The sequence below is a fragment of the Terrisphaera buseokensis genome (assembly GCF_047521145.2).
Classification (GTDB): Bacteria; Verrucomicrobiota; Verrucomicrobiia; order Opitutales; family Opitutaceae; genus ER46.
The window spans coordinates 4,271,850-4,286,642 of record NZ_CM134186.1; the positions used below are offsets into that span (position 1 = coordinate 4,271,850).

The 14,793-nt window shown below is 64.3% G+C and carries 11 protein-coding genes; 3 read left to right on the forward strand and 8 right to left on the reverse strand.

Annotation, left to right across the window (positions count from 1 at the left end; genetic code table 11):
• Positions 1-52: 52 nt before the first annotated feature.
• From clpX to tig, 3 genes are all read right to left on the reverse strand, one after another.
• On the reverse strand, positions 53-1,345 hold the full coding sequence (gene clpX / locus ACLJEU_RS15995) for an ATP-dependent Clp protease ATP-binding subunit ClpX (protein WP_414661439.1): 1,293 nt from the start codon (positions 1,343-1,345) through the stop codon (positions 53-55).
• A 155-nt stretch (positions 1,346-1,500) separates the two neighbouring features.
• A complete protein-coding gene (locus ACLJEU_RS16000) occupies positions 1,501-2,118 on the reverse strand; it encodes an ATP-dependent Clp protease proteolytic subunit (protein ID WP_414661438.1) in 618 nt (205 codons plus the stop codon).
• Positions 2,119-2,144: 26 nt separating this feature from the next.
• Entirely contained in the window at positions 2,145-3,467 is a 1,323-nt protein-coding gene (gene tig / locus ACLJEU_RS16005) for a trigger factor (protein WP_414661437.1), read from the reverse strand.
• 124 nt (positions 3,468-3,591) lie between these two features.
• On the opposite strand from tig, the gene ACLJEU_RS16010 reads away from it, so the two are divergent.
• The 3 genes from ACLJEU_RS16010 (at position 3,592) to ACLJEU_RS16020 (ending at position 7,059) form a co-directional block, all read left to right on the forward strand.
• On the forward strand, positions 3,592-4,224 hold the full coding sequence (locus ACLJEU_RS16010; RefSeq protein WP_414661436.1) for a peptidase M22: 633 nt from the start codon (positions 3,592-3,594) through the stop codon (positions 4,222-4,224).
• A 61-nt stretch (positions 4,225-4,285) separates the two neighbouring features.
• The gene (locus ACLJEU_RS16015) at positions 4,286-5,779 is read left to right on the forward strand and encodes a DUF1800 domain-containing protein (protein ID WP_414661435.1); all 1,494 of its coding nucleotides are present in this window, start codon (positions 4,286-4,288) and stop codon (positions 5,777-5,779) included.
• A gap of 14 nt (positions 5,780-5,793) precedes the next feature.
• Entirely contained in the window at positions 5,794-7,059 is a 1,266-nt protein-coding gene (locus tag ACLJEU_RS16020; RefSeq protein WP_414661434.1) for a DUF1501 domain-containing protein, read from the forward strand.
• 602 nt (positions 7,060-7,661) lie between these two features.
• On the opposite strand, the gene ACLJEU_RS16025 is transcribed toward ACLJEU_RS16020, so the two are convergent.
• The 5 genes from ACLJEU_RS16025 to ACLJEU_RS16045 form a co-directional block, all read right to left on the reverse strand.
• On the reverse strand, positions 7,662-9,020 hold the full coding sequence (locus ACLJEU_RS16025; protein ID WP_414661433.1) for a UDP-glucose 6-dehydrogenase: 1,359 nt from the start codon (positions 9,018-9,020) through the stop codon (positions 7,662-7,664).
• A gap of 119 nt (positions 9,021-9,139) precedes the next feature.
• Positions 9,140-11,152 carry an ATP-dependent zinc metalloprotease FtsH gene (ftsH, locus tag ACLJEU_RS16030; RefSeq protein ID WP_414661432.1) on the reverse strand — a complete coding sequence of 671 codons (2,013 nt, stop codon included), beginning with the start codon at positions 11,150-11,152 and terminating at the stop codon, positions 9,140-9,142.
• Between the two features lie 47 nt (positions 11,153-11,199).
• Positions 11,200-12,258: a tRNA lysidine(34) synthetase TilS gene (gene tilS / locus ACLJEU_RS16035; protein WP_414661431.1), complete on the reverse strand. Its 1,059-nt coding sequence runs from the start codon at positions 12,256-12,258 to the stop codon at positions 11,200-11,202.
• Positions 12,230-13,501 carry a serine--tRNA ligase gene (serS, locus tag ACLJEU_RS16040; RefSeq protein ID WP_414661430.1) on the reverse strand — a complete coding sequence of 424 codons (1,272 nt, stop codon included), beginning with the start codon at positions 13,499-13,501 and terminating at the stop codon, positions 12,230-12,232. The genes tilS and serS overlap by 29 nt, the downstream gene beginning before the upstream one ends.
• A 29-nt stretch (positions 13,502-13,530) precedes the next feature.
• A complete protein-coding gene (locus ACLJEU_RS16045; RefSeq protein WP_414661429.1) occupies positions 13,531-14,487 on the reverse strand; it encodes a glycosyltransferase family 9 protein in 957 nt (318 codons plus the stop codon).
• Positions 14,488-14,793: the final 306 nt, after the last annotated feature.

The following is a 14,793-nucleotide window of genomic DNA, read 5'->3' on the forward strand; positions in this document are numbered from 1 at the left end:
GGGACGGCCTCTACACCGTCCCCTGCGGCTTGAACCGCCCGGACGCCGGGCCTTAGGCCGCGTCCTGCTTCGGCTCGACCTTGGCCACGCGTCGGAGCGTCGGCTTGCGCCGGCCCGCGACCACCGCGGCGTCAATCACGACCTCCGCGACGTCGTCGCGCTGCGGGAGCTCGTACATGACCTCCAGCATCAGATTCTCCATGATGGCGCGCAGCGCGCGGGCGCCAGTCTTCAGCTCGATGGCCTTGGCGGCAATCGCCTTCACGGCGTCGTTCGTCAGCTTCAGGCGCACACCATCCATCGCGAAGAGCTTCGCGTACTGCTTCACCATCGAATTCTTCGTGCGCAGCAGAATCTTTTCGAGGTCGGCGATGGACAACTGATCCAGAACGGACACGACCGGAAGTCGGCCGATGAACTCCGGAATCATGCCGAAGCGAATGAGATCCTCGGGGGCGAGCGACTTCATCATCTGCTCGGGATTCAGCGCGGCTTGGTGCTGCGCCGAAATCGACGAGAAGCCCAGGCTTCGCGTCCCGATGCGCCGCTGGACGATCGAATCAAGTCCGACAAACGCGCCGCCGCAGATGAACAGGATGTTGGACGTGTTGATCTGGATGTACTCCTGATTCGGATGCTTGCGTCCGCCCTGCGGGGGAACGTTGCACGTCGTGCCTTCGAGAATCTTCAACAGCGCCTGCTGGACGCCTTCACCTGACACATCGCGCGTGATCGAGACGTTCTCGGTCTTGCGGCCAATCTTGTCGATTTCATCGATGTAGATGATGCCGCACTCGGCCTTCTTCACGTCGTAGTTCGACGCCTGCAGCAGCCGCAGCACTACGTTCTCGACATCCTCGCCGACATAACCGGCCTCGGTCAGCGTCGTCGCATCCGAGATCGCGAACGGTACATCGAGAATCTTGGCGAGCGTCCGGGCGAGCAGCGTCTTGCCCGAGCCCGTTGGGCCGGCGAGCAGGATGTTGGCTTTCTCGACCTCGACCTCGCTGAACTCGGGCGAAATCGCGGCGGAATCCTTCGTCTGGCCCGAATCGAACATCAGCCGCTTGTAGTGATTGTACACCGCGACCGAGAGGACCTTCTTGGCGTGATCCTGACCGATGACGTAATCGTCGAGGGTCTTCTTGATTTCCGACGGCTTGACCAGGCGGAACGCAGGCTTGGCATCCACCGCCGGGGCCTTCACTTCGCGATCGATGATCGTCTTGCAGACGTTCACGCACGAGTCGCAGATGTACACGCCCGGGCCCGCGATGATCTTTTTGACCTCGGCCTGCGACTTGCCGCAGAACGAACACAGGGTCATGCGCGCGGATTTAGCCATAAGGAAAACGTGACGTGGACCGGAGAAGTGTCGAGATGTGATTGGGTCAGCCCGGTTCGGTTTTCACCTAGGTTCTGACCCGGTAGGCCCCACCCCGTACGATGGGGTGGGACGCAAAACCCACGCGCCAAGGAAGGCGGCAGGGCGCCGAAGGCTCAGGCAGCCGTCTGGACCACGGTCTGCGCCTCACGGGTCGAAGCGACGACGTGATCTACAATCCCGTATTCCTTGGCTTCCGGAGCGCTCAGGTAGTAGTCGCGATCGGAGTCCTTTTCGATCTGCTCCGCGGACTTGCCCGTGTGGCGGGAAATGGCCTCGTTCAGTGTCTTGCGCCAGCGCAGGATTTCACGGGCGGCAATGGCGATATCGGTGGCCTGGCCACCCGCGCCGCCGCTCGGCTGGTGAATCATCACCCGGCTGTTCGGGAGCGCGAAACGCTTGCCCTTGGTGCCGGCGGCAAGGAGCACGGTGCTCATGCTGGCCGCCATGCCCACGCAGTACGTGACGATGTCACACTGCAGGAAGTTCATCGTGTCATAGATGGCCATGCCGCCTGTGACCACGCCGCCCGGGGAGTTGATGTACAGATGGATGTCCTTCTTCGAATCTTCCATCTGCAGGAAGAGCAGCTGCGCAATCACCAGGTTCGCCACCATATCGTCGATCGGCGTGCCGATGAAGATAATGCGATCTTTCAGCAGGCGCGAATAGATGTCCATCGACCGCTCGCCGCGGCCGGTGTTCTCAAGGACGATAGGGACGTAGTAGCTCACGTGGTGTTGGGAGGAGTTTGGACCGTTCAGGCCTTCGGCTGGACAGTCGTCACCTTAGCTTTGGACACCAGAAAATCAACCGCCTTGTCGAAAATGATCGACTGCTGCACCGAGCGCAGCTGCTCGCGATCGGCCCCGAGCGCCCGCGCCAGCTTGTCCGGCTTCTCGCCCGAACGCATCGCTTCCCGGTAGATATAATTGCTGATGTCGTCGTTCGTGACCTCGAGCTTCTCCTTCTCCGCGATCTTCGCGAGGATCAGCTGGAGCTTCACGCGGCTGACGGCGGCCTGACGGGCGCCGGCGAACAGTTCCTTCTTGTCCTTCTCGAACTGCTCCTGCGGCACGCCGCGACGGACCTGTTCTTCGAGGAACTGACGGAGCACGCCCTGCGTCTCCGACTCCACCAGGGAATCCGGGACCGGAATGTCGACCTTGGCGGCAAGCTGCTCTGTCACCTGCCGGCGCTGGCCGGTGCGGTTCTGGTGCTGCTTCTGCATCGTCAGGTTGTTGCGCACCTGCGACTGCAGACCCGCGAGATCATCGACCTGCTGGGCCTTGAAAAACTCCTCGTTCAGCTCCGGCAGCACGCGCTCGCGGATCTCCTGAATCTCGACTGCGTACGTGGCGGCCTTGCCCGCCAGGGCGGGGACGGCGGCGAAGTCGGCGGGGAACGTCACCGGGACGTCCTTCTTGTCGCCCGGCTTGAGACCGGCGAGCTGTTTGCCGAGGCCGGGAATCACGCCCTCGTTAGTACCTTCGACTTCTTCCCACGTCTGCGGGACCTTGCCGTAAAGCTGCTTGTCCGGCGCCAGGTCGGTGATCGGCTTGCCGTCGACGCTGCCTTCATAGGCGAGCTTCACGTAGTCGCCCTTCTGGGCGGGGCGCTCGGCCGGCTTGAAGTCGGCGCGCTCAGCGCGGAGGCCTTGGATAACGGTTTCGACTTCGGCGTCGGTGACCTCGGTCGGCGCGATTTCCGTCGCGAGATTGGAGTAGTCCGGCACCTCGAACTCGGGCCGCACATCGAGGGTGATCGTGACGGTCACGGAAGAACCCGTGGCGATCTCGCCTTCCTCCACGTTCACGACGTTGAGCACATCAAGCTTCTCCTTCTCCAGCGCGGAACGGTAGGCCTTGGCCACGACCTTCTGCTTGAAATCATCGGTGATTTCCTTGCTGAAGCGGCGGACGATCATCGCGGCCGGCGCCTTGCCCGGACGGAAGCCGGGGAGGCGCGCGACTTTCGCGATTTCGCCGACGACGGCCTTGTGCTCGGCGTCGACTTCGCTCGGGTCGAGCGTGACGACGAGACTCTTGCGGGTGGCGGAGACGTTATTCAGTTGGACGTTCACAGCGGAAATTGCGGACGGGATTTGTGCTTAAAGAATCGGTCACGCTACGCCCGACCGCATGCCGGTCAATGACGGATTCTGCGCGCTTGCACGGGCCGCCCGCGGCTCGTTTGGTCACTCTGAGATGCCGAGCTTCCGCCAGATCAGCAGTCAGTTTCCCGCCCTCGTGATCGACGCCGCATCCGCGCTGGTCCAGATCGGATTGCTCCGCCCCGACGCACCGGCCGTGTGGTCAACGAGTCCTGACGAAGCCGGCATTGCCGTGTTCGAAGGCATCGCCCGGCTCGGAGTGAATCCGGATGACGTCTCCGCCTTTATTTTCTGCGAAGGCCCGGGCTCGGTGCTGGGCATTCGCACGGTCGCGATGGCCTTGCGCACTTGGACGCTGCTCAAGCCGCGCCCGGTGTTTGCCTATTCGAGCCTGGCGGTCGTCGCCGCCGCGATGAACCGCCCGGAGGTCGGCGTGATTGCCGACGCGCGACGCGATTCGTGGCACCACTACGTTGCGGGCCGCGGGCTGCAACGCGTCGCCGCCGCGGATCTGACTGGCGAACTCGTGATGCCTGAGCACTTCCGCCATTGGTCGCCGCTGCCGGCCGGCGTGAAACGCGTCCCCTACTCGCTCGCGGACCTGCTGCCCGCGGTCTGGGACACCGACCTGTTACACGCCACCGACGCGCCCGACGCGTTCCTGCACGAGGAGCCGAGCTACGTGACGTGGACGCCGCAGATCCACCGCGCGCCACCACCACGATAAACGCGGCGTGAACCTACCCCACCCGTGAAACCCCGGGGGGCAACAGTCGTCACTGGCGCTGATGAGCCTTTCCCTCACACCGCGGGACGCGTGGCAGCCGCTTCCACCCTCAGCGTGGAACGCCGAAACGGCGCGGCATCTGTTGCGGCGTGCAGGCTGGACCGCCCGGCCCGCCGACGTCGCGCAAGCCGTCAACGAAGGTCTTGCCGCCACCCTCGATCGGCTTTTTCCGGCCGAACCGGCGCTGCTGCAGAAGCCGAGGTTGGTATCCCGTTTCGAGGAATCGGCGGTTGCGCTCGTGCGCGATCTCCAGGGCAAGACGGGCGATGAGCGTCTCGTGCGCCAGCGGGAGTTGCAGGAACGCGGCCGGCTGGCCGTGCAGGAGTTGAGCGTGAAGTGGCTGCAACACGCCGCGCAGCCCGCAGCGGCAGCCTACGCGAAGTGGGTGCTGTTTCTGAGCGACGTCTACGTGGTCTCAGCGGAAAAAGTCCGGAATGCCGGGGTTGTGTTTCAACACTTCGATCTTCTCGCGCGCCACGGTCTCGGCCCGGCCCCGGCGCTCGCGAAGGCCGTGTCGCGTTCGCCCGCCATGGTGATCTACCTCGATCTCGGGCAAAGCCAGGTGAAGGCGCCGAACGAGAACTTCGCGCGCGAGCTGTTCGAGTTGTTCGTGCTCGGCGAGGGCAACTACACCGAGGCCGACATCAAGGAAGCGGCGCGGGCCTTCACCGGCTATCGCGCGCGCGCCGACGGCTTCTTCCGCCTCGATCCCCGCCAGCAGGATCAGCGGGAGAAAACGCTGTTTGGCGCGACCGGCAACTTCAGCGGCGACGACGTCATCGATCTCGCCTACCGTCAGCCGGCCGCCGCGACATTCCTCCCGCGGGAAATGGCCCGCTTCTATTTGAGCGATGCCGCCCTGCCGCCCGAACACCTCGCGGCGCTGGGCGAGACGTGGCGCTCGAACGGCTTCGAATTGCGCGCGCTCGTGCGCCAGTTCTTCGGCAGCCGGCTGTTCTACGCGCCTGAGTTCCGCGGCAACTTCATCAAGAGCCCGGTGCAGTTCTATCTCGCGCTCATCCAGGACCTCGGTCTCGACGTGGCGCCGATCCCGCGTCTCACCATCGCGCCGCTGCGACAGATGGGGCAGGCGCTGTTCTACCCGCCGAATGTGCGCGGCTGGGTCGGCGGACGTCAGTGGATCAACTCCTCGACGCTCTCCGCCCGCCGTCAGTTCGTCGAATCGCTGTTCGCGCCGATCGACGAACGCTCGCTGAACGCCGACGAACAGATCGAAATCGTCGCGGCCCGATCCAACGGCATCGATCACTTCACCGTCACCGACGACTGGCTGGCCAGTCTCGCGCCACTCCCTCCGGCCGCCGCCGCCGCGCAACTATCCGCCCGCCTCCTGCCGGACGCGAACGCAACGGACGTCCGCGCCACCCTGCAAACCTACCTCGCCACCGGCGCCGACGACGAACGGCAAAAGCTGCGCCGCCTCCGCCGCGCGGCCGCCACACTCCTTCAGTCACCCGACTACCAACTCTGCTAACGCGCCCCATCGCCATGGCCACTCCCTCCGCCCCGCCGTTTCTGCCGACCACCCGCCGGGAATTTCTCCAGCTCTCCAGCAAGGGCATCGGCCTGCTCGCGTTCAGCCAGTTTGCGCCAGAGTTTTTGGTCCAGTCGACCCGCGCCGCCACGCCCGCTCCGGAAAAGGATCGCAGCATCCTCGTCCTCGTCCAGCTCGCGGGCGGCAACGACGGGCTCAACACGGTGATTCCTTTCGAGGACGCCGACTACCGCCGGCTCCGCCCCACCCTGGCCATTCCCGGCGATCAGGTGCTCAAGACTAGCGCCGTCGCCGGCCTCCATCCGGCCTGCACCGCCATGCACCGGCTCTTTCAGGATGGCAAACTCGCCGTCGTGCAGAACGTCGGGTATCCGAATCCGAACCGCAGCCATTTCCGCTCCACGGAAATCTGGGAAACGGCCAGCGCGAGCGACGAGTTCGCCGCGACCGGCTGGGTCGGCCGTTTTCTCGACAACGCCTGCGCCGGGATGCCAGCCGACTCGCACGATCCCGTCGCCGTGCACATCACGAACGGTGTGCCGCAATCCTTCCTCAGCGGCACCACGCACCCGACCTTCGGCATGGTGCCCGGCGGCGGCAGCCGCCGCGACAACGACGACACCCGGAAAATGCTCGAGGCTGCCATCGCTCCGGCGCCGCAGCCTGTCGCTGATGTTTCCGGCAACGCCACGTTCCTGCGTCAGACGTTGATGGATACGCTGGTGACGGAAAAGAAAGTGCAGCGCGTGATCGGCGACTACCGGCCGGGCGCGACGTATCCGGGAACACCCTTCGCCGCCTCGCTGCGCAACGTCGCGGCGCTGGTGGCGGCGCGCCTGCCGACGCGGGTGTACTTTGTTTCGCTCGGTGGGTTCGACACGCACAGCGGGCAGCTGACCCAGCACGCCGCGTTGCTGACGCAGCTCTCCGAGGGCCTCGCCGCGTTTCAAAAGGACCTCGAGTCGAAGCAACTCGACGGCCAGGTCACCACGATGACGTTCTCGGAGTTCGGCCGCCGCCCGAGCGAGAACGACAGCCGCGGCACCGACCACGGCACGGCCGCGCCGCTCTTCGTGATGGGATCGCGCGTCAAGGGCGGCATGCACGGCACCCCGCCGTCGCTGAAACTCGAGCGCAACCAGGACCTCGTGTTCAGCACTGATTTTCGTCAGGTTTATGCCACCGCGCTCGAACGCTGGCTGGGCTCGCCCGCGACACCCATTCTCGGCGGTCGGTTTGAGCCACTGGGCTTTGTCTGAACCGCCACAGTCCGGGCCCCGCGCGCTGCGCCCGAATCCCGCAGGCGCGCCCCGGCGGGATCGGCCTGAATTGAATTCGTCGCCGCGGGCCCGAACCCAACGCCCGCCACCGGTTGACCTTATACCAATCGCTCCTTGCTTTTGGACTTCTGGATCGATCGTGGCTGCGAGCGCCAGCGAGTGGCCGAACGGCCACTCGCTGGCGCTCGTAGCCACGGCTAAAGTCCAAAGGCAAAGAGCGATTCATATTAGCCGTGGCGACGCTCCGTTTTACCCCGCTCGCCTGACGGCGCACTCTTCCCGTCCGGTTGCAAATCCACCGTTCCGATCCAAACTTTCGACAGGGCACGCTACGCGTTTTCCGCTCCAGGCTGCCGTTAGTTCCTGTTGAGCCGTTCCAGTCGAAATCGTAGAAATTCCGTCATGAGCCGCGCACGTTTTCACGCAACGTCCGCCCCGCCAGATCGACCACGCCGCGCCGAGTTTCGCACCCCGCGCCGAACGCGGGTCCAAAGCTTTTCCATCATGCAGTGATGGATATTACGCCATAGACTACGGGCCGCCCCCTTGTGACGGGGGCGGCCTTTTTTTCCGGCGACGGATCACTTGCCGATGCCGGACGCGCGGAAACCGATCGCCCGCAGCTTCGGCAAATCGAGGATATTCCGGCCGTCGAACACGAACGCGGGCTGCTGCATCGACGCGAAGATTCGAGCGTAGTCGAGGGTCTTGAACTCATCCCACTCCGTCGCGACGGCCAGCGCGTGAGCACCCTGGGTCGCTTCGTACGCGGAGTTCGCGACGGTCAGGCGCGGATCGTCACGGCCCTTCCCCAGGATCTCGACGCGGATTTCGTCCGCCGGCACCTTGGGATCGTACACCACAACCCGCGCCTGTTCGGCCAGCAGATCGCGGCAGACGGAAATCGCCGCGGACTCGCGCGTGTCGTTCGTGTCCTTCTTGAACGCAAAGCCGAGCACCGCGATCCGTTTGTCCGCGACGGTGTTGAACAGCGAACTGACGATTTTCGCCGCGAAGCGGCGCTTCTGCCAGTCGTTCATGCCGACGACGCTCTCCCAATAGCGCGCCACTTCCGGCAGGCCGAAGTGATCGCACAGGTACACCAGATTCAAGATATCCTTCTGGAAACACGAACCGCCGAAGCCGACCGAAGCCTTGAGAAATTTCGGCCCAATGCGCGAATCCTTGCCGATCGCATTCGCAACCTCGTCCACGTCCGCACCCGTCGCCTCGCACAAGGCGGAGATCGAATTGATCGAGGAAATGCGCTGGGCGAGAAACGCGTTGGCCACGAGCTTCGAGAGTTCCGACGACCACAGGTTCGTCGTGATGATCCGCTCGCGCGGCACCCAGTGCGCGTACACATCGACGAGCTTCTGCATTGCGACCGCGCCACCAGGGGTTCGTTCGCCGCCAATCAACACGCGATCCGGTGCCTGCAAGTCCGCAATCGCCGTACCCTCGGCGAGAAACTCCGGATTGGATAGTACCTCGAAGACGTGACCGCGCGTGTTCGCGGCAAGGATGTCCTTGATCGTCTCCGCCGTCTTTACGGGAATAGTGGATTTCTCGACGATAATCTTCGGGCCGTTGGCGTGCTCGGCGATGGTACGCGCGACCGATTCGATGTAACGGAGATCCGCGGCGCGCCCGGCACCGATACCGTAAGTCTTGGTCGGGGTGTTGACGGCAACAAAGATAATATCAGCCGCCTTGATGGCGCCTTGGACATCCGTGGAAAAGTACAGATTGCGACCGCGCGTCTGCCGGACGACGTCATCCAATCCGGGCTCGTAGATGGGGAGCGTATCGGAGTTCCACGCCCCGATTCGGGCCGCGTTCATATCCACCACCCGCACCTCGATGCTGGGCGCCTTCAGCGCAATCATCGCCATGGTCGGACCGCCCACGTAACCAGCACCGATACAACAGATTTTCATACGAAAGATAACGGAGAATTGAGACGGAACTTGAGAAACCCAAGCAGGATTTCGCGGGCCCGTGACACAAAAAAGGGCGGACCGTGGTCCGCCCTCGAAAGGATGTAATATGACTTCACTTACGCCGGATTCGGCGCGGTGGCCGGACCGATCGGCGGCTCCGTGGCCGTGGATTTCTCCAGGGCCTTTTTCGCGGGCGGCTGACCGTCGGACTTCGCCGACGGAAGGCTCGGCAGAATCGGCGAGCGAATCTCACCGAACTGCAGAATCTCCAGGACGTGCTTGCCGTCGATCGTCTCGTGCTCGATCAGGGCCTCGGCAATCTTGTCCAAGGCGCTGCGGTGATCGCTCACAATGGTCGTGGCGCGGCGGTATTGTTCGTCGATGATCCGGTGAATCTCCTCGTCGATCCGGCGCGCCGTTTCCTCGGAGACGTTCTCGTTGCGCGTGATGTCGCGACCGAGAAACACCGTGTCGTGGCTGTCGCCGAACGCGATCGGTCCCAACGGGCTCATGCCCCAGTCGCACACCATGTGGCGCGCGATCTTGGTGATCTGTTTGATGTCGCCGGCCGCGCCGCTCGAGATGTCACCGAGCACCAATTCCTCAGCAATGCGGCCACCGAGCCCCATCGCAATCTGACCTTCCATGCGCTTCTTTGCGTGGGTCAGGATGTCCTTCTTCGGAATGAACATCGTGCTGCCGAGGCTGCGTCCGCGCGGGATGATCGTGACCTTGTGCACCGGCATGTGGCCGTCATCGAGCACCGCCTGGATCAACGCGTGTCCGGCTTCGTGATACGCCGTGAGCTTCTTCTCCTCGTCATCCATGAGACGACGACGCTCGCGGCCGAACTGCACCTTTTCACGGGCGTCGTCGACGTCGATCATCTCGACTTTCTTCTTGCCGCGGCGCGCGGCTAGGAGCGCCGCTTCATTCAAAAGATTGGCCAGCTCGGCGCCGGAGAGACCCGGGGTACCGCGCGCGATGACTTGGAGGTCCACGTTCTCCGCGAGGCTCACCTTCTTGGCGTGCACCCGGAGGATCTGTTCGCGGCCATTCAAATCCGGCAGGTCGACGTAAATCTGTCGGTCGAAACGACCCGGGCGAAGCAGGGCGCTATCCAAGACGTCGGGACGGTTCGTCGCCGCAATGATGATGACGCCTTCCGTGGTGTCGAAGCCATCCATCTCGACGAGCAGCGAGTTGAGCGTCTGTTCGCGCTCGTCGTTGCCACCACCGAGACCGGCGCCGCGCTGGCGACCGACCGCGTCGATTTCGTCGATGAAGATCAGACACGGGGCGCTCTTGCGGCCCTGCTCGAACATGTCGCGCACCCGGCTCGCGCCGACGCCGACGAACATTTCCACGAAGTCCGAGCCCGAGATGCTGAAGAACGGCACGTCGGCTTCACCGGCGACCGCCTTTGCGAGCAGCGTCTTGCCGGTGCCGGGAGGGCCGACCATCAGGATGCCCTTCGGAATCCGGCCACCCATCTTGGTGAACTTCTTCGGGTCCTTCAAAAACTCGACGACCTCGGACACCTCTTCCTTCGCCTCGTCGCAACCGGCGACATCGGCAAACGTGAGCTTGTCGCGATCCCGCGTGAGCAGCTTCGCGCGACTCTTGCCGAAGCTCAACGCGCCCCGACCGGCCTGGCGCAGCTGACGCACAAACAGGAAATAGAGCAGGCCGATGATGATCACGAACGGGATTACCTGCGCCGCAATTGACGTCAGCAGCGTTTGCGTAGGCTGCTCAATGAAGAGTTTCGATTGCTGCAGCCGCGTCATGGTCGCATCGGTCACGCGACCGGCGGCCCGGAACGGGCGGTACGGACTGGATTCGTCCTTGCGGCTCTGGCCCGTGATGGAATGCCAGTCACGTCCGCCGCTCAAATCCGGCCGAATCACCGCGGGCGGGTTCGCCTGAATGTGCTTCGCCTCCGCGCGCTCGAGAACATCCTGAATCGTCAGGTTGTCCGGCTGGCTGCTCATGCCCGGCGTGTAGTACAGGAGGGCAAGCACCGCCGCCACCAACGCCAACCAGAAGATCAGCATCTTCGGCTGAAACCGATCCGGAGGCAGGTTCTTCAGGGGCCGGCGGGATTTTTTATTTTCAGATTCAGGCATTTACGTTTTGGACTGAGGTCGAAACGTGGATGTTCCCCCGCGAGAAGTCAATTGGCGGACCGGTGGAAATTCCGTCCGGCTTTTCCCATCGGCTGGAAGCGCAGCGACGCGCGGTCGATGACCGCAAAACCATGGCGGCCAAGGCTGTGTCGCGTGGGCCGACCGCTCGCCAGCGCATTCAATAATGCGTCAAACGCCGCCCGCGAAACTTCTCCCGCGCGCGGCTGCCCCGCCAGCCACCGATGCAACGCTCGCCGCAGGAGCGCGCGCGGTTTCCCCTGAAGCGGCGCCAGCGCCAGCACTCCGGGTGATCGCAGCGGCTGCAGTTCATCGAGCCATGCCTCCAGCGCGACGTCGTCCTCCTCCAGCAAAACGCGGGATCGCGCGGCACCGGCGAGGGCGTCGCGCTGCGCCGCTTCCACCCACGCCGGAATCACGGCGCTTCGCACGCGATTCCGAAAATACCGGTCGCCCGGATTGCTCGCGTCCTCGCACCACGTCGCGCCTGCTGCGCACAACGCCCGCACGATCTCCGTTTTCTTCAACGGGAGCAGAGGCCGCAGGTGAACGCGGCCTAGCGGGTGCACGTGCACGGGCCGCGGCGCCGCGAGTCCGCCGGCGCCACTGCCACGCGCGAGGCGCATCAGCATCGTCTCCGCGACGTCGTCCTGCTGGTGACCAAACCACACCGTACCGCCATGCCGCTCGATGAACGTCATCCGCGCGACCCGCGCCGCTGCCTCGCTCGCGTCGGGCTTCGCCGCTCGCCAGGAGCCGGCGATGAACGTGATGCCGAGGCCGCGAGCCACGCGCCGGCAAAAGGCCGCGTCGGCGCGTGAGTCCGCGCCACGGAGGCGATGATTGAAATGGAGCGCCTGCAACCGACGGCGTCGTTGCGGCCAGTGCGCCCACAGCAGCAGCAGCAGCGCGAGCGAGTCCGCGCCGCCGGAAAACGCGACCGACCACACGCGCTGCGGCGGGGCCGACGCGACCCACGCGAGCACCGCCGGATCGAGGCGGTCGCGCGGAATGAGCGCGGCGAGGCGCGCAGCGATCGCCGTGAGCGCCTTGGCAGACTTACTGGAAGCTGAGATACTCTTTGCCAAAGTACGGCACCAACGCCGCGGGGATCTTCACGCGACCGTCGGGCTGCAGATTGTTTTCCAGCAGGGCGGCAAGTACGCGCGGGACGGCGAGGCCGGATCCGTTGATCGTGTGCACGAGTTCCGGTTTGCCGGACTCCTTCGAGCGGAAACGAATCTGCGCGCGCCGGGCCTGGAAGGCCTCGAAGTTCGAGCAGCTCGAGACTTCGAGCCAGCGTTTTTGGCCCGCCGACCACACCTCGAGATCGTATTTCTTCGACTGCGCGAAACCGAGATCGCCGCCACACATGAGCAGCACGCGATACGGCAGATCGAGTTTCTGCAGCAGCCGCTCGGCGTCGCCACGCAGCTTGTCGAGTTCGTCGTAGCTGCTCGCCGGATGCACCCACTTCAGCAGCTCGACCTTGTCGAACTGGTGTAGCCGGTTGAGTCCGCGCACGTCCTTACCGTAGCTGCCCGCCTCGCGGCGGAAACACGGCGTGTAGGCGCAGCGGTAGATCGGCAGCGCGGCTTCATCGACAATTTCGTCGCGGAAGAAATTCGTCAGCGGCACCTCGGCTGTCGGCACCGCGTAGAGATGATCGGGCGTCGTCTCATACATCTGCCCTTCCTTGTCGGGCAGCTGGCCCGTCGCGGTCGCGCTCGCCGCGTTCACGAAGATCGGCGGGTTGACCTCCACGTAGCCGACCTTGGCGTTTTCATCCAAAAAGAAATGGAGCAGCGCCCGCACGATCCGCGCACCGTCGCCGATGTAGAACGGAAAGCCGGCGCCCGTCACCTTGGCGCCACGCGCGAAGTCGAAGAGTTTGTCGAAGCCCGGAATTTCCCAATGCGGGAGCGCGTGCGGCCGCGGTTCCTCGTGCGCACCGTGCAGCAGGAAAATCTCGTTCTCCTCCGGCGTTTTTCCCTCCGGCACGCTCGCGTGCGGCAGGTTGGGAATGGAGAGCATCGCGTGGCGAAACGTCTCCTCCGTCTCCTTCAGCTGCGTTTCGCGCTCCTTGAGCTGCGCCGACACGGCCTTCATCTCGCCGACTTTGGCGATGAACTCCGGCGAACCTTTCGGCAGCGCGGCCATGGCGCTGTTCGCCGCCTTCTGCTTTCCGCGCAAGGCCTCGACGTCCTGCAGGTGAGTGCGCCAGGACGCATCGATCGCGAGGACGGCCTCGAGATCGACCTCGAGATGTTTCTTGGCAATCGCCGCCCGGACAAGGTCGGGCGATTCACGGATGAGCTTCGGATCGAGCATGGGAAAAACGAGGGCCGGTGCAGGTCAGCTTACTTGAATCGGGCGCGCGCGCGCTGAAACCGCGAATAAACATCCTTGGCCGAAAGCAGCTTCAAATCGCCCACGGGGGCCTGGACCACGACGTTGCTGGGGGCGTTCAGCGGATACGGGCCGAAGAGCTGCGGATCCGTCGGGCCGAAGATGCCGAGCACGCGTACGCCGAGCGCCGCCGCGAGGTGCATCGGGCCGCTGTCGTTGGCGATCACCCAGTCCGCGCGCTTCACGAGCGCGGGCAGCGACACGAGGCTGGTGTTGCTAGTGAGATTGAAAAACTGCGCCGGCGGATACCCCCCGCGGTCATGCACGTAATTGCTCCCGGCCCACACGACCTTGCGGTTCTTGTCCTCCCGCAGGATCAGCTCGGTGAGTTGCTTGAAGCCGCCCCAGCATTTCTCCGCCCGGCGACTGTCGGGAAACATCACGATCGGTTTTCCCCCGCCCCGCGTATCAGCAAAGCTGAGATTAAGGCTGTCGACCTCGCGAAACTTCAGCGAGCCGCGCAACTCCGGCTTCGCGCCGAACACCGTGCAGAACTGCAACAGGATATCGAGCGCGTGGCTGCGCTTGCCCTCGGGCGGCAGCGGCACCTTCTGATCGTAGAACACCCCCGACCACTCGCGCGCATCGGTGCGGCCGACCTTCTTGGTGGCGTTGGTGCGCGATGTCATCAGCCCCGTGCGAAGCAGCCCCTGCATGTCGAAGACGTAGTCGAAATTCGTTTTCCGCAGTTCCTTCATCAACCGCATGAAGCCCTTGGCGCCGCCCGCCCGTTCGAACACGTACACCTGGTCGACCGCCTCGCACGCCCGCACGATCGGCGCGAAGATTTCGCGCACCACCCACGAGATCCGCAGATGCGGGACCTGCGCCTTGAGCGACGTCGCGACCTGCAGGGCGTGGACGATGTCGCCGAGCGAGGAAGGTTTGATGATGAGGAGTTCGGTCATGCGTCCACGGATCGGTGGCACACCGAAGGTCCCGCGGGAGCGGTAGGTTTCAGGGAAAAGAGGGCAGGAAATCAAATTCCAAATCGGCAGGCAGGCGACAAAGTGTCCGCGGTCTCTGGCGCCCCTACGCGGTGAGGCCGTCACCCTGCATCGATGGGAAGCCCGCAGTTTAACGCTCGCGTTACCAAGACCGGCTCGCCGTGAAACCCAGGAGAGCAGGCGTCCCGCCTGCTCGTTCGATCGGATGCAGGCGGGACGCCTGCGCTCCCGGCGCCAGCCACCGCTGCGGTCGAGGCCAACGCCGAA

Bases quoted from the DNA above. Each gene is read 5' to 3' on its own strand.
- clpX (WP_414661439.1), bottom strand. From the start codon at position 1,345: ATGGCTAAATCCGCGCGCATGACCCTGTGTTCGTTCTGCGGCAAGTCG.
- ACLJEU_RS16025 (WP_414661433.1), bottom strand. From the start codon at position 9,020: ATGAAAATCTGTTGTATCGGTGCTGGTTACGTGGGCGGTCCGACCATG.
- serS (WP_414661430.1), bottom strand. From the start codon at position 13,501: ATGCTCGATCCGAAGCTCATCCGTGAATCGCCCGACCTTGTCCGGGCG.
- ACLJEU_RS16045 (WP_414661429.1), bottom strand. From the start codon at position 14,487: ATGACCGAACTCCTCATCATCAAACCTTCCTCGCTCGGCGACATCGTC.
- ACLJEU_RS16015 (WP_414661435.1), top strand. From the start codon at position 4,286: ATGAGCCTTTCCCTCACACCGCGGGACGCGTGGCAGCCGCTTCCACCC.
- ACLJEU_RS16010 (WP_414661436.1), top strand. From the start codon at position 3,592: ATGCCGAGCTTCCGCCAGATCAGCAGTCAGTTTCCCGCCCTCGTGATC.
- ftsH (WP_414661432.1), bottom strand. From the start codon at position 11,152: ATGCCTGAATCTGAAAATAAAAAATCCCGCCGGCCCCTGAAGAACCTG.
- ACLJEU_RS16020 (WP_414661434.1), top strand. From the start codon at position 5,794: ATGGCCACTCCCTCCGCCCCGCCGTTTCTGCCGACCACCCGCCGGGAA.